Below are 20,983 nucleotides of genomic sequence, written 5' to 3'. Positions count from 1 at the left end.
CGCCCCGACCGTACCGACCCGCCGGACGGATGCAACTCACGCCCGGCCGGTGGACACGAACCGGGCCCGGCACGCCGTAGCGCACCGGGCCCGGATGGAGTAACGACTCAGACCGCGTTGGCCGGAGCCGGAGTATCCGCGATGACCGTGCCGCGCCGCTTGGACACGACGATCGCCGCCGCCACCACCGCGACCGCCACGAGCGCGATCACGATCCGCCAGGTGGTGTGCGCACCGCCGCCCATCGACAGCGTGACCACGGCGGGCGCGATCAGCACCGAAACCAGGTTCATGACCTTGATCAACGGGTTGATCGCCGGACCGGCGGTGTCCTTGAACGGGTCGCCCACGGTGTCGCCGATGACGGTCGCGTCGTGCGCGGCCGAGCCCTTGCCACCGTGATTGCCGTCCTCCACCAGTTTCTTCGCGTTGTCCCAGGCACCACCGGAGTTGGCGAGGAAGATCGCCATCAGAGTGCCGGTGGCGATCGCGCCGGCCAGATACCCGGCCAGCGCGCCGGTGCCGAGGCCGAAACCGACCGCGATCGGCGCGAACACCGCGAGCAGACCCGGCGTGGCCAGCTCCCGCAGCGAATCGCGGGTCACGATGTCCACGACCCGGCCGTACTCGGGCCGCGTGGTCCCCTCCATGATCCCGGCGATTTCGCGGAACTGGCGGCGCACCTCGTACACCACCGCGCCTGCCGCCCGCGACACCGCGTTGACCGCCAGCCCGGAGAACAGGAACACCACGGCCGCGCCGATGATCACGCCGACCAGGGTGGGCGGGCTGGCGATGTTCGCGACGAACGAACCCGTGGTGCCGACGGCCTTCGTGATCGCGTCCGAATACGACCCGAACAGAGCAGTCGCGGCGAGCACCGCGGTGGCGATCGCGATGCCCTTGGTGATCGCCTTGGTGGTGTTGCCGACCGCGTCGAGTTCGGTGAGGATGCCCGCGGCCTTCTCGTCCACGTCACCGGACATCTCGGCGATGCCCTGCGCGTTGTCCGAGACCGGGCCGAAGGTGTCCATCGCGACGATGACGCCGACCGTGGTCAGCAGACCGGTACCGGCCAGCGCCACGGCGAACAGCGCGACGCCGCCGCCCAGCAGGTAGGCACCGAACACCGCGGCGCCGATCACCAGCGCGGTGTAGACCGCGGACTCGAAACCGACCGAGATACCGGACAGGATCACTGTGGCCGGACCGGTTTCCGAGGTCTTGCCGACGTCCTTGACGGGCTTGTACTCGGTGCCGGTGTAGTAGCCGGTGATCTTCAGGATGACCGCCGCCAGTACGATGCCGATGATCACCGAAACGGTCGCGATGACCGCCGGGTTTCCCGCGGTGCCCCCGAACGCGTCGCCGAATTCGGCGAAGCTGCTCGGCAGGTAGGCGAACGCGGCGATGGCCGACAGAACGGCGGAGATCACCGCGGAGATGTAGAACGAGCGGTTGATCGTGACGAGACCGCCTTCCCCGCTGCGCGCCTTCGTGATGTAGACGCCGATCACCGCGGTGATCACCCCGATCGCGGGCACCATGAGCGGGAAGATCAGGCCGGACGCGCCGAACGCGGAGCTGCCCAGGATCAGCGCGGCGACGAGCATCACCGCGTAGGACTCGAAGAGGTCCGCGGCCATGCCGGCGCAGTCCCCGACGTTGTCGCCCACGTTGTCCGCGATCGTCGCGGCGTTGCGCGGGTCGTCTTCCGGGATGCCCTGCTCCACCTTGCCGACCAGGTCCGCGCCGACGTCCGCGGCCTTGGTGAAGATGCCGCCGCCGACCCGCATGAACATGGCGATCAGCGCGGCGCCGAACCCGAAGCCCTCCAGCACCTTCGGCGCCTGGCCGGTGTAGACCAGCACCACCACGGCAGCACCGAAGAGGCCGAGGCCGACGGTGATCATGCCGACCACGCCACCGGTGCGGAACGCCACGCGCATGGCGATCTCGCGGCCGCCCTCCTCGCGCGAGGCCGCGGCGACGCGCAGATTCGCCTGCGTGGCCAGCCACATGCCGAGGTAGCCGATGGTGAACGAGAACACCGCGCCGATCAGGAAGAAGATCGACCGGCCGATCCGCTCGTTCCAGTCGTCGGCGGGGAGCGCAAACAGCAGCAGGAACACCACGACGCCGAAGATGGCGAGGGTGTTGCGCTGTCGCTTCAGGTATGCGGCCGCACCTTCCTGCACTGCCTTCGCGATGTCCTGCATCTTCGCGGTGCCCTGGCCGGCGGCCAGCACCTCTTTGAGCAGGACGTAACCGATGACCAGTGCGACAAGGGCGACCACGGCGACCACACCGACGATGGTGTAGCCACCCCCGGAAAGCGTGAGGCCGCCCTCCGCGAGGAACTGCCGGGACATTCGTCCTCCTGGGAAACGCCGTTTGGCCAGAGCGGACCCGTCGTACCCGGCGTGCCTGCGCTGGCATGGATCTGTGCCGAACGACACGCTAGTCGCACTGCGACGTACGACTCACATGACGCTCACCACAGAGGGTGTGGATTGCGGGAGTCTATTGGTATTGCTCCAGCGCCTCGCAACGCGTCCCGGGGGCAGCACGTTCCGTGACATTGTGTTATTGATCACCAAGTCGATCGGATCGGTTTCTGTCGGTGCTCTGTGCGAAGCTTCGGCACGTGGTTGGCGAGCGCGGGCGGAAGCTGCTGGACCGGGTGACGGCCGGGATTCCGGCATCGGAGAATCCCGTCACGCACGTCGCGCGGATGCCCGCACGCGCGGCCGGGTTCGCGCCGTGGCCGGAGTGGTCGGCGCCGGAGGTGGTGGCCGCGTGCACCGCGGCGGGAGTCGGCAATCCTTGGCGACACCAGGTCGAAGCGGCCTGCCTGGCCCACGCGGGCAGGCATGTGGTGATCTCCACCGGCACGGCGTCCGGCAAGTCGCTGGCCTACCAGCTGCCAGTGCTGTCCGAGCTGACGAGGGACGCGCAGACGACCGCGCTGTACCTCGCGCCGACCAAGGCGCTCGGCGCCGACCAGCTGCGTTCGGTGTCCACTTTGGACATCCCAAGGGTGCGTGCGGCGGCCTTCGACGGAGACACCCCGGTCACGGAGCGCGATTGGGTTCGCGCGCACGCCAACTGGGTGTTCAGTAATCCCGACATGCTGCACCGCGGCATTCTGTCCGCGCATTCGCGCTGGACCCAGTTCTTCCGCGGATTGCGCTACGTAGTGGTCGACGAGTGCCACAGTTACCGCGGCGTTTTCGGCTCACACGTCGCGCTGCTGCTCAGGCGGTTGCGCCGCGTCGCGCAGTACTACGGGGCGTCACCGGTTTTCGTGCTGGCCTCGGCCACCGCCGCCGCCCCCGCGGAATTCGCGTCCCGGCTTACCGGTCTGCCATGCTCGGCGGTCACCGAGGATGCCTCGCCTCGTGGGGCCCGCACCATCGCGTTGTGGGAACCGCCGCTGATCGAGGAGCTCAGCGGAGAGAACGGCGCCCCGGTCCGCCGGCCTGCCGGTGCGGAGGCCGCGCGGATCCTGACCGAACTGGTCGTGGAGGGCGCCCGCTCGCTGGCCTTCGTCCGTTCCCGGCGGGGTGCGGAACTCACCGCGCTCGGCGCCCGGCGCCTGCTGTCCGAAGTGGACCCTTCCTTGGCGGAAACCGTTGCGGCGTATCGTTCCGGCTTTCTTCCCGAGGAGCGCCGGGAGCTGGAGCAGGCGCTGTTGTCCGGCCGGTTGCTCGGCGTGGCCACCACCAACGCGCTGGAGCTCGGCGTCGACATCGCCGGTCTCGACGCGGTGGTGCTGGCCGGTTACCCGGGCACGCTGGCGTCGTTCTGGCAACAGTCCGGGCGCGCCGGCCGGTCGGGTGACGAGGCGCTGGTGGTGTTCGTCGCCCGGGACGATCCGCTGGACACGTACCTGGTGCACCATCCGCAGGCGTTGCTGGAGCGTCCGGTGGAGACGGCGGTGCTGGATCCGGCGAACCCGTACGTGCTGGGTCCGCAGCTGGCCTGCGCCGTCGCCGAACTCCCGCTGACCGAACCGGAACTGGCGGTGTTCGGCGGCCCCGCGGCCCGCGCGGCGCTCGCCGAGCTGGCGGAACAGAAGTTGCTGCGCAGGCGAACCAGCGGCTGGTACTGGACTTCCCGCGACCGCCCGCACGCCGAGGTAGGCATCCGCGGCTCCGGCGGCGACCAGATCGCCGTGGTAGAAGCGGACTCGGGGCGGATGCTCGGCACCGTGGACCCCGGCTCGGCCTGCTTCGCCGTGCATCCGGGCGCGGTGTACTTGCATCAGGGTTCGTCGTATGTGGTGGACGAGCTGGACCTGGAAACCGCGCTGGCCTTGGTGCACGCGGAGGATCCGGACTGGAACACCTCGCCTCGCGAGATAGTGGACATCACGGTGCTGAGCACGGAACGTCAATGCCACCACCACGGTGTGACGGTGTCCCTCGGCGAGGTGGCGGTGACGTCCCAGGTCGTCGGTTACCTGCGGCGCCGCCCGTCCGGCGAGGTGCTGGACCATACCGCGCTGGACCTTCCGGAACAGCGGCTGCAGACGCGCGCGGTCTGGTACACGGTGTCCGCCGAGCTTCTGGAGTCACCGCCGGGAAGTGGCTGCGCCGTGGGGACGGGAGAGCGTGTGGCCGGGGCCGAAGGCTCGGGAGCCACGGTGAAAGCGGGGGAACCGGCGGGGACTGAGGCGCGCCCGGTCCGGACGGGGAACTCGCGACCGGCGGCTGACGAGGAAGCCGGAGAGCCGACAGGAACCGAGGCACACCGGGTGGGGACCGAGTTGCATCCGGTGGGGACGGACGCGCGCCCGACGGAAACCGAGACGCATCCGGTGAAGATCGAGGCGCGCCCCGCGGAGATCGAGGCACATCCAGTGGAGACCGAAGCGCGCCCGACGGAAATCGAGGTGCATCGGGTGAAGATCGAGGCGCACTCGGGGGGCGCGGAGGTACACCCGGCGGAGGCGGAGGCGGAGGCGGAGGCCGGGGCGCATCGAGCGGAGACCAAGATGCACCCGGCGGGGACCGAAGCCGGAATACCGGTGGGGACCGGGATTGCAGGCAGAGCACCGGGGGGTGCCGGGTTGATCCCGGCACGCGTCCCCGGTGCCCTGCATGCCGCCGAGCACGCGGCGATCGGCCTGCTACCGCTGTTCGCTACGTGCGACCGCTGGGACATCGGCGGGGTGTCTACCGCGTGGCACGAGGACACCGGGGAGGCGACGGTGTTCGTGCACGATGGGCATCCCGGGGGTGCGGGGTTTGCCGACCGCGGTTATGCCGCGATTGTCCCGTGGCTGGCCGCTACGCGGGAGGCGATCGTCTCCTGCGAGTGCCCGACGGGCTGCCCGTCCTGTGTTCAGTCGCCGAAGTGCGGGAACGGCAACGATCCACTGGACAAGGCGGGGGCGGTGGCCGTACTGGGAACCGTGCTCGGGGCATTGCGTCAGCACGGGGAGAAGTGCGGCCACGGTGGTACGTGAAACTCTTCGGTTGTGGTGTGCGGTTTGCCGATGGGGACCGGTCAGGCAGCCGTGGTCTCGACCAGCTGGGAAACCCGCTCGATGCTGAGTGCGCGAACGAGGACGTCGTGCGCCTCGGTGGCGTCCGGCAGCTGCCAGCCGCACACCTCGGGCTTCACGCGCCAGTGCACCACGCCGTGCTGGAACGGCGAGGGCGGCAGCGGGATGTAGCTGCCGGCACCGTGCCACTGCACCGAGACCAGCTCGGCCAGTTCGGCGGGGATCCGGTCGGCGGGGGTGGTGAGGAACAGCCACCGGCCGTTCGGCATCGCGGCGATCGGCGCCGGGTGTCCCGCCGCCCGCAGCAGCCGGGCGGCGCGCTTGCCCAGCTCCTGGTCGACCTCGATCGCGTCCACCACGGTGCCGGTGGCCACGAGCAGGCTGTGCGTGCGGTCGGTGAACCAGCCCGCCGCTTCGTGGGCGTGCGTGCCGACGAGCTCGCGCCAGTTCTCGTGCACCGGCACCGGCCGCCGCCAGGTCAGATCGTCCCCCTCACCGGTGATCGGCGCTGGGGTCGCCCCCGGGAGCACCGGCCAGCCACGCCACGCGAGGCCGATCGCCTCCGCACGCAGTTCGATGCGGAAGGCGCTCCGCCAGCTGTCCGGCCAATTCGCGTCCAACATTGCATTCCTGCCTTCAAGTTCCGGTCGTCGCGCCGCCCGGATCGGGGGCCGTGGTGGCGCACGTCTCACTTAACGGCAAGTTGCACATTGCGCGGAAGCCCTGCGCGGCAACCGGCAGTCAACGCGCGATGAACGCCAAGTAGCGCACCGTCCGGCCGATAAATGGACACGATCACCGGTCGCCGACCCCACCGCTCGTCCCGCCGGCCCCGCCTTCCGAACCAGGACGGCGACACCGCTCTACTCCTGGGGAACTCCTTTCTGACCTGCACTTTCAACCGTTCGCCGCGCGCTGGCGACCGCTGCTCGCGCTATCCGTGCGGTGATCGGTGCACCACGCACCGCCGACATCCGTGCACAACCTGTCGACCGATCACCGTGCCCGCCGACGAACGGTCACCGAGCCCACCGTGCCCTGAACAGGACACCGGGCCGGGTGTCCGCGCCGCCGCCGGCCAGGCCGCTCACCTGGCACAAGCCGGGATGCTTGGGCCGCTACCCACCTTTCGCGCAGGCCGAAACGCCGACCGGTCAGGGCGGCAAGCCGACCGGACCGGCCCGAGCACGGGCGGTCGGGGGTGGCAGGCCGGGTATCGGGGTGACTGCGGACCGCACCTCGATGAAGGCGTCTCGATCGTGCCAGCGGCAACTGGTCACGGTGGCCTTCTCCTGATCCGCCACCTCGCGGGCGCGGGAGCAGGCTGCGGCCGGCCCGTCGGCGGCGTGTGCGGCGGCAGCCAGCGCGCCGAGGTCGGCCGCCGCTTCGACGCGATGCCGGGCGGTGATCGCGACACCGATCCACCAGACCAGCGTCGTGACACCGACCAGCGCGACTGCCGCGAGCGCCGTCCACACGGTGGCCAGGCCCGTGTCCCGAGAATGGCTCACGGCGCCACCCCCGGTTCCGCAATGGCGTACGCGCTGGCACTCAACTGAAGTGCGGCCAGCGCATCAGTGGTGACCTCGGCGGTGAGGCCGTCGCCGGAGCGGTGGACGGTCAGCCGAGCACCGTGCGGTGCGATGGTCCGCACGACGGCATCGGCTGCACCCGGTTGACCAGCCGCAGTGAGCCGGGCAGCCTCTCTTGCCGCATCGAGGCAACGCAGGTGCCCGGCCACCGCGGTCGTTCCGGCCAACAGGATCGCCAGTACGGCGGCGAGTGCGCCCAAGCACAGGGCGGCTTCCACCGTGACGAAACCACCGTCCCGGCGACGACCGGTCATCAGCCGGCCAAGGTCAGTGCCCGTTGCACGAGCTCCGACAGTGACTTGGAGATCGTGTCTCCGGTGAGCAGGAGGTAGAGGGCGACGGCGAAGGACGCCGCCGCCACCGTGCCGATCGCGTATTCGGCAGTGGTGGTGCCCTCGTCTCCGGGCAGGAACCGCATTGCCGGTTTCCCTTCTTTCGGTCGTGGATGGGTTCACAGCAGGCCGCCGATCCGCTCGGCGAGTCCGAGCACGACCGGCAGCACACCGAGGGCGAAGAACGCGGGCAGGAAGCACAATCCGACCGGCAGGGCGAGGGCGACCCCCGCCCGTTCGGCGCGTTCCTCGGCCTCGGTGCCCAACCCGTCGCGCAGGCGCCGGGCCAGGTCATCCGCGGTCGCGGCAAGCGCTGTGCCGGACCGGGCAGTGCGGGCAGCGGCCATGGCCAGTTCGGCGAAACCGGGCCGCGCTCGCACGGGAGCCCACGCAGGTACCGGATCGGCGCCGAGCGCGAGCAGGCTCGCTGTCGAACGCAGAGCCTTTCCGGTCTCTTCCGGGGCGCCGTTCGCCACGGCTTCGAGCGCTACCGGAATCGGCATCCCCGTACGCAGGCAAGCAGCGAGCAGGTCGAGCACCGCCGCGGAACGGAGCCGTGCGGCGACATCGTCCGGTGCTCGGGCGCGCCGCGACCGCCGGAGCAGCCACCAGCCGCCCGCCCCGGCGACGAGCCCGACCGGAATTCCGGCCACGACCGCGACCGACAAGCCGCCGACGACCACCGCCGCGGCGTGCCATACGGCCGGCCGCACAGCCGGCCGTTTCCACCGGGCGGGAGCCCAATTGCGCGGAGCCGGAGTATCCGGCCACAGCATCAAAGCCACGGCGGCCAGTATGAGGAATACGCCCGTTGCCATCATGTGCGCGCCACCCCACCCCGTCCGGTCAGTGCGCGAGACCAAGCCGCGCCCGCCCACAGCAGTACTGCTCCCGCCACCAGAAAGACTTGTCCCAGAAGGGTTCCGGTCAACACGGTGAGCGGGCCGGCCCCGATGACCTGGCCGAGTGCGAGACAGCCGATCGGCAGAATGGTGAGCACAGTGGCGCTCATCCGCGGGCCGGCCATCTTCGCGTGCAACCGTCGCGCGAACAACGTCTCAGCCTCGACATCACGACGCGCCGCTTCCAGCACATCGGCGATCGGCAAGCCGTGCTTTCGGGCGAGTTCCCAGGACTGCGCCAACCGCGGTAGCGCAGCCGATTCGAGTGCGCCGTCGAGCCGCGCAGACGCGGCCAGGTTCCGCAGGTCTGCGGCCAGTGCCGGTTCCGCGTCGGCTGCCGCTTCCGCCGCCAGCACCGGGTGCGCACCGGAACGCAGCTCCGACACCATCATCCGCAGCGCGGCCGAGGTCTGCTCCGCCTTCGCGAGCGCCGCAGCTTTTTCCTTTCTGTTACGCCATTCCTGCCCGATGGAGAAGGTGACCAGCCCAGCCGCGACAGCCGCCCCCACCCCGGCGAGCGGAAGCGCGACGACTGCCGGCGCCAGCCACCACATGCGCCGGGGCGGAACCGGGCAGCGCCAACGGAACCGGGATGCGGGCTGCAGCCGGCCGGGTTGGACCGGCCACGACAAGAGTCCGGTGCCAAAGCACAGGAACGGCCAGGCGACGCTCACGAGTCCGCCTCCCGGACCAGATCGGCGAAAAGCGACCGGCGGGCGGTCCACTGACCGTCACGCCACACTGCTATGGCACGAACCTCGCCGTGGTACCGCTGAAGCACCGCGACTTCGGAGAGGCGGCGGCCGCCCGGCGTGCGCTGCATGTGCAAGACGACGCGTACGGCGGCCGCGAGCTGGCTGTGCAGCGCTTCCCTCCCGAGACCACCCAGCGCGGCGAGCGCTTCGAGCCGAGCGGGCACCTCGGCCGGGGAATTGGCGTGCAAGGTGCAGGCTCCGCCTTCGTGACCGGTATTCAGCGCGTTGAGCAACGAACACACTTCCGCACCACGGACTTCCCCGACCACCAGCCGGTCCGGGCGCATCCGCAAGGCCTGCCGGACCAGCTCGGGCAGCTCGATCGCACCAGCACCCTCCACATTGGCCGGTCGGGCGACGAGACTGACGAACTGCGGATGCACGGGACGCAACTCACCGGCGTCCTCGACGCAGACGATGCGCTCGGCCGGGTCGACCACGCCCAGCAGCGCGCTCAGCAAGGTCGTCTTCCCCGCGCCGGTGCCACCGGTGACCAGGAAAGCGAGGCGGCGCCGGACGACGGTACGGAGAATCCCGGCACCGGCGGCATTGAACACTCCGCACGCACCGAGCGCGTCGAGATCGTGTGTCGCGGGGCGGAGTACCCGCAAAGACAGGCAGGTGCCGTCGGGGGCGATCGGCGGCAGGACGGCGTGTACCCGGACTCGGCCTTGCCGGGCGGGGAGCCAGCCGTCCACGTATGGCTGGGCATCGTCGAGGCGCCGCCCGGCGGCGAGGGCGAGCCGCTGCGCGAGCCGGCGAACGGCGTCCTCGTCGGCGAAACGCACCGATGCCCGGGCGAGCCCTTGCGGGCCATCGGTCCACACTTGGTCGGGTGCGCTGACCAGAACGTCCGTCACGTCCTCGTCATCGAGCAGCGGGGCGAGCGGGCCGGCGCCGAGGAATTCGTCCTGTGCTTGGCGGACAGCGTCCAGTACGGCGTCGTGGCTGAGCGCACCACCCGCTTCCGCGCGGACGGCCGCCGCGAGCGCGATCGGATCCGCACTTCGGCTCTCCCCGGCCAAGCGATTGCGTACTCGCTCGACGAATTCTGTCGTCATCGCCGGCCCGTCAGGCTGCCGTCTGGAACGGGGCTGCGGTGGCGGATCGCAGTTCAGCCAGCACGGCTCCGGCCGCGGCCACGAGCGCACCTTTCGCGGGCAGCTCGAACTCGCCCGTTTCGAGGGTGGCGGCGACCCGGCGTTCCGGAGGCAGCGTCGCGAGCAGTGGCGGCCCGAGCAGCTCCGCGGTGCGGGAAGGCGGGGCACCGTCGATCGAGTGTCCACTTGCGACAATCGCAAGCCGGTCGGCGTGGGCGCCGAGCCGGTGCAGAACCTGTTTCGCGGCCATGCACGCGCGAAACTCCACCGGCACGACCAGGACGACCAAATCGGCTGCAGCGGCAACCCCGAGCGCGCCCTCGTCGAGATGCCGGGGCAGATCGCAGACGACCGTACGGCCGGCGCGGCGGCCCGCGGCGACCACCGCGGACAGCGCACTCGGGCTGGGCCCGGTGCCGGACCGTCCGCAAGACAGCACCGGGAGCGCCCCGCGGCTGGGCAACGACGCGACCAGCGCGGGCACCGACACGCGACCGGTCAGCCGGACTTCCGGCCAGCGCAGGCCTTCCGCGTGTTCCAAGCCGAGTGGCAGGTCGAGCCCGCCACCGAGCGGATCACAGTCGACGAGCAACGCCGGGCCACCGCGATCCGCCGCTACCGCGACCGCTGCGGCCAGCACCGAGGCGCCCGCGCCGCCACGGCCACCGACCAGCGCGACGACCGGCCCGGGGGATTCGGCGGGTGCGTCGGCGACATCCGCGAAGGCCACGGTGAGTTCGGATTCGTCCTCGGGCAGGCTGAAAACCCGGCGGGCGCCGATGGTCGCGGCCCGCCGCCAGGCCGCCAATCCGGCGGTGCCTTTGCAGACCAGCACTACGGAGTCGCGACGGGGCAGGACCGGGCGCTCGGCCGCGGCTTCCTCGTCGATCACCACCAGGGGCGCCCGCACCCAGCGGCCGCGCGCGGCGGACAGGTCCGGTACGTGATCCAGCTCGCTGCCTGCGATAGCCGCGACACGCTGGATTTCTTCGAGCACCGTGCCGTTTGCGGCGACGACGAGCGGACGTGCGGTGGCCATGTGTCCCTCCCCTGGGTTCGATGGGCCGGACCTCCACCGTCACCTGCCGGCGGTGCGGGCGGCAATGGCGGGTTCGGCTGCCTGTGGACAACCGGGGGGTTGTGGACAACCCGACGGGAAATCCATCTGGGACGGAGGTCGTGGCCGGCTCGTCCGGGACAATGGGCAGCAGGATTTCCGGCCGGGAAAACGATTGCCGGAGATGAGGAGGATCGATGCAGAGAAACGAGATCGGCTGTCTCGCGGTGGCGACGGTGCGTGGTGCACCGAGTACCGGAGCGGAGCGAGCGGGCGCGGACCGGCTGTGCACCAGGCACGAACGGAGCGCGGGCACCCCGTCGGCGCCAGTGCGCGACCGTCCTGCAGCCGAGGAGAGAACGTTGGGAGAAAAGGAAAATATCCGGAATAGAGGGCGGCCCTCGCCAGGGGGGAGGGACGAGGGCCGCCAGGGGTTCAGCCCCGGGGGGTCGGACTGAACCGGCCCGGTTATGCACCGGGTCTGTCCACTGTAACTCGCCACGGTCCGGATCGGCGCTGTGAGTGCTACATACGATTCGATAACGTCACCGAGGAGCGGGAACCGTCGCCATGTCATGAATTTTCCGGCGGCCGCGCAGGACGGTGTGGGTCCAACCGGGTGGAGGCGAGCGCCTATCCTGATCACGTGGCCGAAACCCGCAACGAAGAGTCGCCCCGGCGCGTCGCCGCGTTCTTCGACCTTGACAAGACGATCATCGCCTCCTCCAGCGCTCTCGCGTTCAGCAAGCCGTTGCTCAAAGAAGGGCTGATCAACCGGCGAGCCGCGTTGAGAAGTGCCTACGCGCAACTGGTCTTCTCGCTCGCCGGCGCCGATGCCGACAAGACCGAACGGATGCGCGCCGAGGTTTCGGCGCTCTGCGCGGGCTGGGACGTCGCACAGGTCTCCGCGATCGTCCGCGAGACTCTGCACGACGTCGTCGATCCGCTCGTCTACGTCGAGGCGGCCGAGCTGATCGCGCAGCACCTTGCCGACGGACACGACGTGGTGGTCCTGTCGGCCACCGGCGAGGAGGTCGCGGCACCGGTCGCGGAGATGCTGGGCGCCACGCGGTGCATCGCGACGCGTATGGAGATCCTCGACGGCCGGTACTCCGGGCAGGTCGATTTCTACTGTTACGGCGAAAACAAGGCGGTGGCGGCGAAACAGCAAGCCGCCGAGCATGGCTACGATCTCGCGGAGTGCTTTGCCTACACCGATTCCAGTACGGACATCCCGCTGCTGGAAGTGGTCGGTCACCCGCACGCGGTGAATCCGGACAAGGCGCTCCGCCACGCCGCCGAGGAGCAGGGGTGGCCGGTGCTGTCGTTCGAGCGGCCGATGTCGTTGCGCACGCGAATCCCGGCCCGCTCGGCGGGCATGGTGGCCCTCGGCGTCGGCGCGGTCGCGGCCGGCGCGACGTGGTACAGCCTCAGCCGTCGCCGTCGGTCTCGCGCCTCCGACGGCTGAACACCCACACGGCGGTACGAGGGCACCGTTCCCCCACCCGGGGCGACCGATTGTCCCGGTACCGCAGGCTGTTGTCACCGGATCGAGCCTCTGTAACGGTGCACCCATCCGCGCACTTGAAGTGACCCGGCTCACGGCGTAGAAAGTAGGTGCGGACGTTGTGCCGGCCAGGGAAGAGGTAGAAGAGAAGCCTCTGCCACCCCGGGCAACCTCCGTGCGCGGACTCCGGGTACCCACGCGCAGCACGCCGCGGGAGGCTCGTCGTCTAGGGACTGCGTACCGGGACGCCGGACGCCGAGTCCATGAAGGTACGACCAGAGTTGCACGCTTGGTCGCCCGAGATGTTCCGCGCTGCAGGCGGCGCCCGTCGGCCTTTGGCCGACGGGCGCCGCCAGTGTTTGCGGGGGTTTTTGTTTTGTGTGGGGGTTTTGGGGCCGAGTGCCTGGGCGGGTCGGTTCGATGGTGAGGGGGCTTGATACGAGGTATGACCGTTGCTTAGGGGCATCGCGGTTGTCTGGTGCGTGCGAGGTTCGGCCACGTGCGGGGTTCGGCTTGGGCAGGTTGTGGTGGGCGCCGGGGCTGCGGGGCGGAATTCGTTTGCTGAAGTTGGGCCGGGCGGGTGGCAGGTTGTCTTTTGGGACGTTGAGAGCGAGGAGCGTCGTCGGCTTGCCAGGGCGCCGGACCGCATATGCGGAAGTCATCAACTTGTGCAGCCCCAGGCCCCGAGGCGCGGGAGAACCACCGACGCCGAGGCGCAAGGACCGCAAGCCCGGGGACACCATCGGCTTCCCGGGCACAACATCGCAAGGCGCGGAAAATAATCAGCTTCCCGGCGGGCATAACCGAGCCGGAGTCTGGCAACAGCAGCTCGCCGAGACTGGGCTGACAGGCGGGAGGAACACGGTCGGTTCCCGTACCCGGAGTTGGTCGGCCGGGAGCGCAATCGGCAGGGGTGGCCGCCATCCGAGCGAGCAGTGGCGCTCCCCGCTCACGCAGCGGAGCCAGTCCGGCGAAGCCAACCCGGCATGCAGTGGGCAACGGCGATTCGGAGTGACGTGATTGCGGTGGCAGGAGCAGGCGGAGACAACGTTGGGACGAGCGGGGCGCAGCCGCTCAGGTGAACGGGGCGGTTCGGGCGCTTGTCCGATGGACAACGCGGGGCGCGTGTGAGTAGCTTCCCGATACCGGTGCCGTTCGGTGGAGGCTTCACGTCGGGCGGTTGTCGAGACTGGGAGGCGTCGTGGCGAGTCGGCTTGTTCGTAGGCGCGTTCGGGTGGGGCGGGTGGTAGCCGTTTCGCTGGTCGGAGTACTTACCGGAGGTGGGCTTTCCGGTACTGCGGCGGCAACGGAGGTCGGCGTGGGGGACGGGGTGGACGTGACGAGCGCGCAGGCGGAGCAGCTTGAGGTGGCCTCGGCACGGGTGCTGCGCGGGATGAGCCTCGAAGAGAAAGTCGGGCAGCTGTTCGTCACCTGGGTGAACGGGAAGACCGCCGAGCAAGCCGATCCGAAGAATCAGGCCGATTTCGGGGTCGATACCGCAGCGGAGGCGGTGCGCAGGTACCACCTCGGCGGGGTCATCTACTTCAACAACGACAGCCGCGACAACTTCGATGATCCCGGGCAGGTCGCGCGGTTGTCGAACGGGCTTCAGGCTGCCGCGCTCGGGAGCGGGGCACGTATTCCGTTGCAGATCGGGACCGATCAGGAAGGGGGTACGGTCACGCGGATGGGCGCGCCGGCGACCGAATTCCCCAACTCGATGGCGGTCGCGGCGGGACGGGACGTTTCAGCCGGTATGCAGGTAGGCGCCGTGCTCGGGCGGGAACTTCGGGCGGTCGGGATCAACCAGGACTACGCGCCGGACGCCGACGTCAACTCCAATCCGGCCAATCCGGTGATCGGGGTGCGGTCGTTCTCCGGACAGCCAGGGCTGGCCGGAGAGTTCGTTTCCGCCGAGGTACGCGGGTACCAGGAAGGCCCCGCCGCGAAGGCGGTTTCGGCTACTGCCAAGCACTTTCCCGGACACGGCGACGCGGCGACCGACAGTCACACCGGGTTGCCGCGGATCGATCGATCCGAAGAACAATGGCGGGCGATCGACGTGCCGCCGTTCAAGGCCGCGATCGCGGCCGGAGTCGATTCGATCATGAGCGCGCACATCCAGTTCCCGAGCCTCGATCCCTCGGGTGAGCCTGCCACGCTGTCCAAGCCGATCATCACCGGGAAACTGCGTGGCGAACTCGGGTACGACGGCGTGGTGATCACCGACTCCCTTGAGATGCAGGGGGTGCGCGAGCTGCACAGTGACGCGGAAATCCCGGTGCTCGCACTGAAAGCCGGGGTGGATCAGTTGCTCATGCCGGCGAATCTGCGGCTCGCGATCGACTCCGTGCTCAGCGCGGTGAAGTCCGGGAACCTGCCGATGCAGCGGATCGACCAGAGCGTGCTCCGGGTGCTGAAACTGAAGCTCAAGCGCGGCATCCTGACCGCGCCGTTCACCGACCCGGCACAGGTCGGCAGGTCGGTCGGCACGCCGGAGCACCTGGCGATCGCGCGGCGCATCGCCGACCGGTCGATCACTGCCGTCGCGAACGACGCGCGAGTACTGCCGCTCAAGGAGAAACCCGCCACGGCGCTGGTCGCCGGCTGGGGCGTGGCCAGCACGCAGACGCTCGCCGAACGCCTTTCCGCGCACGGGACGAAGGCGACTGCCCTGCAGACCGGTCAAACTCCGTCCGACGAAATGATCGCGCAGGCGGCCGGAGCGGCGAAGAACACCGATCTCGTCGTAGTGCTCACCAACAACCTCGGTGGGTTCCCCCGGCAGAACAAGCTCCTGCAAGCGTTGATGGACACCGGCAAACCAGTGATCGCGGTGGCCGCGCAGATCCCGTACGACGCGGGGTACGACAACCCGGTGCCCACGTGGCTCGCCACCTACGGGTACTTCACGCCGTCGCTGGAGGCGCTGGCGAAGGCCGTGCTGGGCAAGACAAAACCGAGCGGGAAGCTGCCCGTGGACGTGCCTGCCGGGGCCGACGTACACACCGTCAGATACCCGTTCGGACACGGGCTGACCTGGTGAACCTCAACCGCCGCAGCTTCCTGGCCGTTCCCGCGCTCGCGCTGCCAACGCTCGCGGGTGGCTCCGCCGTGGCGCAGGCCGCGACTGCCCAGCCCGTACTGACCGGCGCGGAACAGCTCGCTGCACAGGGCTGGCGTCCCCTCGCCGGACGCAAGCTCGGCGTGTTGTCGAACCCGACGGGTGTGCTCGCGAACGGTGATCACATCGTCGACTCGATGGTTGCGGCAGGTGTACGTCCTGTCGCGGCTTTCGGCCCCGAGCACGGGTTTCGTGGCAGCGCACAAGCCGGTGGCTCCGAAGGCGACTACAACGACCCACGTACCGGCATTCCCGTCTACGACGCGTACGGCGCCGACGCAGCGAAGCTTGCTTCGTTGTTCACGAAGGCCGGGCTCGACACCGTGGTCTTCGATATCGCCGACGTCGGCGCGCGCTTCTACACCTACATATGGTCGCTGTACACAGCGATGCTGGCCGCAGCGAACGTCGGCGCCGCCTTCGTTGTGCTCGACCGGCCGAATCCGATCGGTAGCCGTCTCGCCGGGCCGGTGCTCGACCCGAAGTTCGCCTCGGGCGTCGGACTGAAGCCCATTGCGCAGCAGCACGGTATGACGGTCGGCGAACTCGCGCGCTTCTTCGCTGCCGAGTTCCTGCCGGGCGACGGTGCTCAGCTGAAGCACCTCGAAGTCATCCAGGTACGTGGCTGGCGGCGCGACGGCTTCTTTGCGGACACAGGTTTACGGTGGGTGCTCCCCAGCCCGAACATGCCCACGCCGGACACCGCGCTCGTCTACCCGGGCACCGGGATGTTCGAAGGCACTGTGTTCTCCGAAGGCCGCGGCACCACCCGGCCGTTCGAGATCGTCGGCGCCCATGGCCTCGATTGGCGCTGGCGTGACGAGCTGGAGAAGCTGCATCTGCCCGGCGCCGCGTTCCGCGAAGTCTACTTTGTACCGACGTTCAGCAAGTTCGTGAACGAAACTTGCGGCGGCGTCCAGCTCACCGTCACCGAACCGCAGGTTTTCGACGCGGTCCGCACGGCTGTGGCGATGCTGGTGACGGCGAAGCGGATCGCCCCGGACAAGTTCGGGTGGCGGCCGGACCAGGTCATCGACAAGCTGTCCGGATCCGCCCGGCTGCGCACCATGGTCGACGCCGGGGCCGGAATCGACGAGATCACCGGGGCCTGGCGCGCCGAACTCGGCGATTTCGGCCGTCGCCGCCGGCCCTACCTGATCTACCGCTGAGGAGACCGGTGATACGTGCTAGGAAGGTGCTCGTCACGACGCTGGCCGTCATGCTCGCGGCCACCACGACGGCGGGAGCAGCCACGACCTCCAGCAGGCCCGGCCAAGGGCGTTTCGACCAGCCACAGCACGGCTTCGCCCCGGCGAGCACCACGCTGCGCGAGGGCGGGCCCGGCGACGTCGGGCTCGACCAGCGGCCGATCCGCGACGCCGAGCAGTTCCTGAGGAGCTGGACGCAGCCGGACACGAGCGGGCATCCGCACTTCTCCGGTGCGGTCGGCCTGCTCGCGCACCACGGTGTGGTCGTCGACCGGTACGCCGTGGGCGGCGCCCTGCGCTACGCCGATGCGAAGGGCACGGAGTTACCTCCCGCGCAGCAGGTGCCGATGCGTGACGACACCATCTTCGACCTGGCGTCGATCTCGAAGCTGTTCACCTCGATAGCCGCGCTACAGCTCACCGAGCAAGGCAAGCTCGACGTAAACGCGCCGGTGGTGCGCTATCTGCCCGAGTTCGGCGTACAGGGCAAGCAGGACGTGACGATCGAACAGCTGCTTACGCACACCTCCGGCTTCGACGCTGACCCTTCGCCGTCGCTGTGGGAGGGGTACGCGGACATCCCGTCGCGACGCAAAGCCGTACTCGACAGCCCGCTGAAGAACCCTCCAGGCACCACCTACCTGTACTCCGACCTCAACATGCTGACGCTCGGCTTCGTGATCGAGAAGCTCACTGGTAAGCCGTTGGACACGGTGGTGCACGACCGCATCACGGCGCCGCTCGGCATGGTCGATACCGGGTACAACCCGCCTGTCTCGAAGCTGAACCGGATCGCTGCGACCGAGTACGAGAGCAACCCGCCGCGCGGTCTCGTACGCGGACAGGTGCACGACGAGAACGCGTGGTCGCTCGGTGGCGTCGCGGGGCACGCCGGCGTGTTCTCCACTGCGAGCGACCTGGCGACGCTGTGCCAGGCCATCCTCAACGGCGGCAGTTACCGCGGCCACCGCATCCTGCGGCCCGACACCGTCGAGAAAATGCTGACGAACTACAACGCACGCTTCCCCGGCGACGCGCACGGCCTCGGCTTCGAACTCGACCAGCCGTGGTACATGGGCGCGCTGTCGTCGTCGGCGAGCGCGGGACACACCGGGTTCACCGGCACCACGCTGGTCATCGACCCCGATTCGCGCTCCTTCGCGCTGCTTCTGACCAACCGTGTGCACCCCACGCGCGGCTGGGGGTCCATCAACGCCGCGCGGCAGGTCTGGGCGACTTCGCTCGCGAAGGCGATGGCCGTCCGCCCGGTGGTCGGCAAGGACGAGTGGTACGCCGACCCCGGCGACAGCACCACAGCCACGCTCAGTACACCGCCGCTGGACGCACGGAGTGGATCACTGCAAGCGTCCTTTCACGCCTTCGTCGACACCGAAGGACCGAATGATCCATTCCAGCTCGAAGCGAGCACCGACGGCGTCAATTGGCAACCAGTTCCCCTGCGGGCGACCGGGCCGGGTGCACCCGCTGGAACCGTGTGGTCTCTCTCCGGACACGGGCACCGTGCCTGGTGGCACGTGTCCGCCACCGTCCCGGCGCCCTCAGCCATGACGCTCCGCTGGCGTTACACCACCGACTCGAATTACACCGGACGCGGGATTTCACTCGATGGTGTGAAAGTCACTGAACGCGGCCGAACCGTTCTCGATGGTGAGCGAAACCCCGGCGAACTGTCCTCATCCGGGTGGCGGTTGAGCACACGGTAAGCAGCTCGTCGCCCGTTGTCAGGGATTTTGCCCGTTCCGGTGATCTGACCTCGTTCGCCCACGACACTAAGTTGCCAAGTCGTTAGCTTGAGCTCGTTAACAAGGCGGACCCGGTTAGCGACTTTCTTTACGACGATTAATCGCAAACCGAAGTCCGCAGACACGGACGGGTTGTGATCCTGCCGAAGGATGTGGGTAGTCTTGTCACAAATGCCAACGGTTAGTAACTTTCCGACGGCGGTTGATGCCGGATCCGTAGTCGTCGCCGCACCGTCCGAGGACCTCGCAGGTCAGCCGCCTGCCCGGGACGCTGACGCGAGCCCGTTGGTCCGCATCCGCTCACTGCTGCCCGGGCTCGCCCGCGCAGAGCAGCGCGTCGCAAAGGTCGTGCTCGACGATCCGGCCTCGGTCGCCCGTCGCAGCATCACCGAAGTCGCCCTCGCCGCGAGCACCTCCGAAACCACCGTGACCCGCTTCTGCAAGGCCGTCGGCGTCGGCGGCTACCCGCAGCTGCGCATCGCGCTCGCCGCGGACACCGCACGCACCGAAGCGCGCACCACGCGCAACCTCGGCGGCGAGATCGGCCCGGGCGACGACCTGGCCTCCGTGATCGGCAAGGTCAGCTTCGCCGACGCGCGCGCCGTCGAGGAGACCGCGGAGCAGCTCGACGTGGCCGAACTGCAGAGCGTCATCGATCTCGTCGCGAACGCCGGGCGGGTGGACGTGTACGGGGTGGGCGCCAGCGCGTTCGTCGCCGCAGACCTGCAGCAGAAGCTGCACCGCATCGGACGCGTCAGCTTCGCGTGGTCGGACACGCACATCATGCTCACCTCGGCCGCGGTACTGCAGCCGGGCGACGTCGCCATCGCCGTCTCGCACACCGGCGCCACCACGGACTCCGTGGAGGCGCTGCGGGTGGCCCGCGAGCGCGGCGCGGTGACCGTGGCGGTCACCAACTTCCCGCGGTCCCCGATCACCGAGGTTGCCGACCACGTGCTGACCACGGCGGCCCGGGAGACCACCTTCCGCTCCGGCGCGACGGCGAGCCGGATCGCTCAGCTGACCGTGATCGACTGCCTGTTCATCGGGGTCGCGCAGCGGCACATGGAGGCGTCGGTCAGCGCACTCGACGCGACCAGGGACGCGGTCGGCTCGCACCGGCTCGGGGTCAGGCCCGACGGCCGCCGCCGTCCGCGGGAAACCGGTAAGTGAGGGAAAAGTGAGGCGCATGATGACCGTCCCGTGTCAAGCGGTGCACGTCGATTCGCCGACCGAGCAGCGCAACCCCCGCACGGTCGACATCGACCTGATGTCCACGCAAGCGATCCTCGGCGCGATCAACGCCGAGGATCGCAAGGTGCCGGACGCGGTGGCCGCAGTGCTCCCGCGGCTGGCTCTCGCGGTGGACTACGCGGTCGATGCGCTGCGCGGCGGCGGCCGGGTGCACTACGTCGGTGCGGGCACGTCGGGGCGGCTGGCCACGTTGGATGCGGCCGAGCTCGTGCCCACCTTCAACGTGCCGTCCGACTGGTTCATCGCGCATCACGCGGGCGGCGCGCAGGCGCTGCGCGAAGCCGTGGAGAACGCCGAGGACGACGCCGAAGCGGGCGAAGCGGCGTTGGCCGCAGCTGTCCGTCCTGGTGACTTCGTACTCGGGCTCGCCGCGTCGGGACGGACGCCGTTCGTGCTCGGTGCGCTGGCCGCAGCGAGCCGGGCTGGTGCGCGTACCGGCCTGATTTCGGCCAACCCTCGTACAGCCAAGCCGATGGGCGTCGATGTGCTGATCGCCGTCGCGACCGGACCGGAGGCCATCGCCGGCTCCACCCGGATGAAGGCGGGCACTGCGCAGAAGATGATCCTCACCGCGTTCTCCACCGCGACGATGATCAAGATGGGCAAGACGTACTCGAACCTGATGGTCAGCATGCGCGCGACGAACGCGAAGCTGCGCGGACGCACTGTACGCATCCTTCAGGAGGCCACGGGCATGACCATGGCCGACTGCTCGGACGCGCTCACCGAAGCCGGCGGCGACCTCAAGGTGGCACTCGTACACCTGCTGTCGGGCAGCAACGTCACCCACGCCGCCGAAGCGCTCAAAGCGTCCGGCGGGCACGTACGGAAGGCACTCGCTTCCCTGCACCTGCGCGCCGGCTGAGTCCGGCTCGGC

General features: G+C 69.4%; 16 protein-coding genes. 7 read left to right on the top strand and 9 right to left on the bottom strand.

All coding sequences use genetic code 11. The features are described 5' to 3' along the window. Positions 1–107: 107 nt before the first annotated feature. On the bottom strand, positions 108–2,372 hold the full coding sequence (locus ATK36_RS19275; protein ID WP_098512817.1) for a sodium-translocating pyrophosphatase: 2,265 nt from the start codon (positions 2,370–2,372) through the stop codon (positions 108–110). A gap of 311 nt (positions 2,373–2,683) precedes the next feature. Between ATK36_RS19275 and ATK36_RS19270 the strand changes: the two genes are divergently transcribed. Further along, positions 2,684–5,473, top strand: a complete 2,790-nt coding sequence (locus tag ATK36_RS19270; RefSeq protein ID WP_098515006.1) for a DEAD/DEAH box helicase — start codon at positions 2,684–2,686, stop codon at positions 5,471–5,473. 41 nt (positions 5,474–5,514) lie between these two features. On the opposite strand, the gene ATK36_RS19265 is transcribed toward ATK36_RS19270, so the two are convergent. From ATK36_RS19265 to ssd, 8 genes are all read right to left on the bottom strand, one after another. Further along, complete coding sequence (locus ATK36_RS19265; RefSeq protein ID WP_098512816.1) at positions 5,515–6,135, bottom strand: bifunctional DNA primase/polymerase; 621 nt, start codon at positions 6,133–6,135, stop codon at positions 5,515–5,517. A 531-nt stretch (positions 6,136–6,666) separates the two neighbouring features. Beyond that, the gene (locus ATK36_RS19260) at positions 6,667–7,023 is read right to left on the bottom strand and encodes an Rv3654c family TadE-like protein (protein ID WP_098512815.1); all 357 of its coding nucleotides are present in this window, start codon (positions 7,021–7,023) and stop codon (positions 6,667–6,669) included. Then, a complete protein-coding gene (locus ATK36_RS19255) occupies positions 7,020–7,358 on the bottom strand; it encodes a TadE family type IV pilus minor pilin (RefSeq protein WP_098512814.1) in 339 nt (112 codons plus the stop codon). Before ATK36_RS19255 ends, ATK36_RS19260 begins: the two co-directional genes overlap by 4 nt. Then, positions 7,358–7,522 (bottom strand): DUF4244 domain-containing protein, encoded by a 165-nt coding sequence (locus tag ATK36_RS19250; protein WP_098512813.1) that lies wholly within the window; start codon positions 7,520–7,522, stop codon positions 7,358–7,360. Before ATK36_RS19250 ends, ATK36_RS19255 begins: the two co-directional genes overlap by 1 nt. Positions 7,523–7,555: 33 nt before the next feature. Then, positions 7,556–8,212, bottom strand: a complete 657-nt coding sequence (locus ATK36_RS19245) for a type II secretion system F family protein (RefSeq protein ID WP_098515005.1) — start codon at positions 8,210–8,212, stop codon at positions 7,556–7,558. A 41-nt stretch (positions 8,213–8,253) separates the two neighbouring features. After that, complete coding sequence (locus tag ATK36_RS19240; RefSeq protein WP_098512812.1) at positions 8,254–8,892, bottom strand: type II secretion system F family protein; 639 nt, start codon at positions 8,890–8,892, stop codon at positions 8,254–8,256. A gap of 116 nt (positions 8,893–9,008) precedes the next feature. Further along, positions 9,009–10,154: a TadA family conjugal transfer-associated ATPase gene (locus tag ATK36_RS19235; protein ID WP_098512811.1), complete on the bottom strand. Its 1,146-nt coding sequence runs from the start codon at positions 10,152–10,154 to the stop codon at positions 9,009–9,011. Between the two features lie 10 nt (positions 10,155–10,164). Further along, positions 10,165–11,232 carry a septum site-determining protein Ssd gene (gene ssd, locus ATK36_RS19230; protein WP_098512810.1) on the bottom strand — a complete coding sequence of 356 codons (1,068 nt, stop codon included), beginning with the start codon at positions 11,230–11,232 and terminating at the stop codon, positions 10,165–10,167. A 664-nt stretch (positions 11,233–11,896) separates the two neighbouring features. Here ssd and ATK36_RS19225 point away from each other — a divergent pair. From ATK36_RS19225 to ATK36_RS19200, 6 genes are all read left to right on the top strand, one after another. After that, positions 11,897–12,718, top strand: coding sequence for an HAD family hydrolase (locus ATK36_RS19225; RefSeq protein ID WP_098515004.1), 822 nt, complete (start codon positions 11,897–11,899; stop codon positions 12,716–12,718). Positions 12,719–14,150: 1,432 nt separating this feature from the next. Then, the gene (locus ATK36_RS19220) at positions 14,151–15,803 is read left to right on the top strand and encodes a glycoside hydrolase family 3 protein (RefSeq protein WP_245915379.1); all 1,653 of its coding nucleotides are present in this window, start codon (positions 14,151–14,153) and stop codon (positions 15,801–15,803) included. Beyond that, entirely contained in the window at positions 15,800–17,050 is a 1,251-nt protein-coding gene (locus ATK36_RS19215; protein WP_098512808.1) for an exo-beta-N-acetylmuramidase NamZ family protein, read from the top strand. The genes ATK36_RS19220 and ATK36_RS19215 overlap by 4 nt, the downstream gene beginning before the upstream one ends. Positions 17,051–17,100: 50 nt before the next feature. Then, positions 17,101–18,813: a serine hydrolase domain-containing protein gene (locus ATK36_RS19210; protein ID WP_098515003.1), complete on the top strand. Its 1,713-nt coding sequence runs from the start codon at positions 17,101–17,103 to the stop codon at positions 18,811–18,813. Positions 18,814–19,023: 210 nt separating this feature from the next. Beyond that, on the top strand, positions 19,024–20,025 hold the full coding sequence (locus ATK36_RS19205; protein ID WP_170069805.1) for a MurR/RpiR family transcriptional regulator: 1,002 nt from the start codon (positions 19,024–19,026) through the stop codon (positions 20,023–20,025). Positions 20,026–20,041: 16 nt separating this feature from the next. Continuing rightward, entirely contained in the window at positions 20,042–20,971 is a 930-nt protein-coding gene (locus tag ATK36_RS19200; protein ID WP_098512806.1) for an N-acetylmuramic acid 6-phosphate etherase, read from the top strand. Positions 20,972–20,983: the final 12 nt, after the last annotated feature.

The organism is Amycolatopsis sulphurea, from assembly GCF_002564045.1.
Taxonomy (GTDB): domain Bacteria; phylum Actinomycetota; class Actinomycetes; order Mycobacteriales; family Pseudonocardiaceae; genus Amycolatopsis; species Amycolatopsis sulphurea.
The sequence above is the reverse complement of the archived record's forward strand: the minus strand, read 5'-3'. Positions and strand labels throughout refer to the sequence as shown.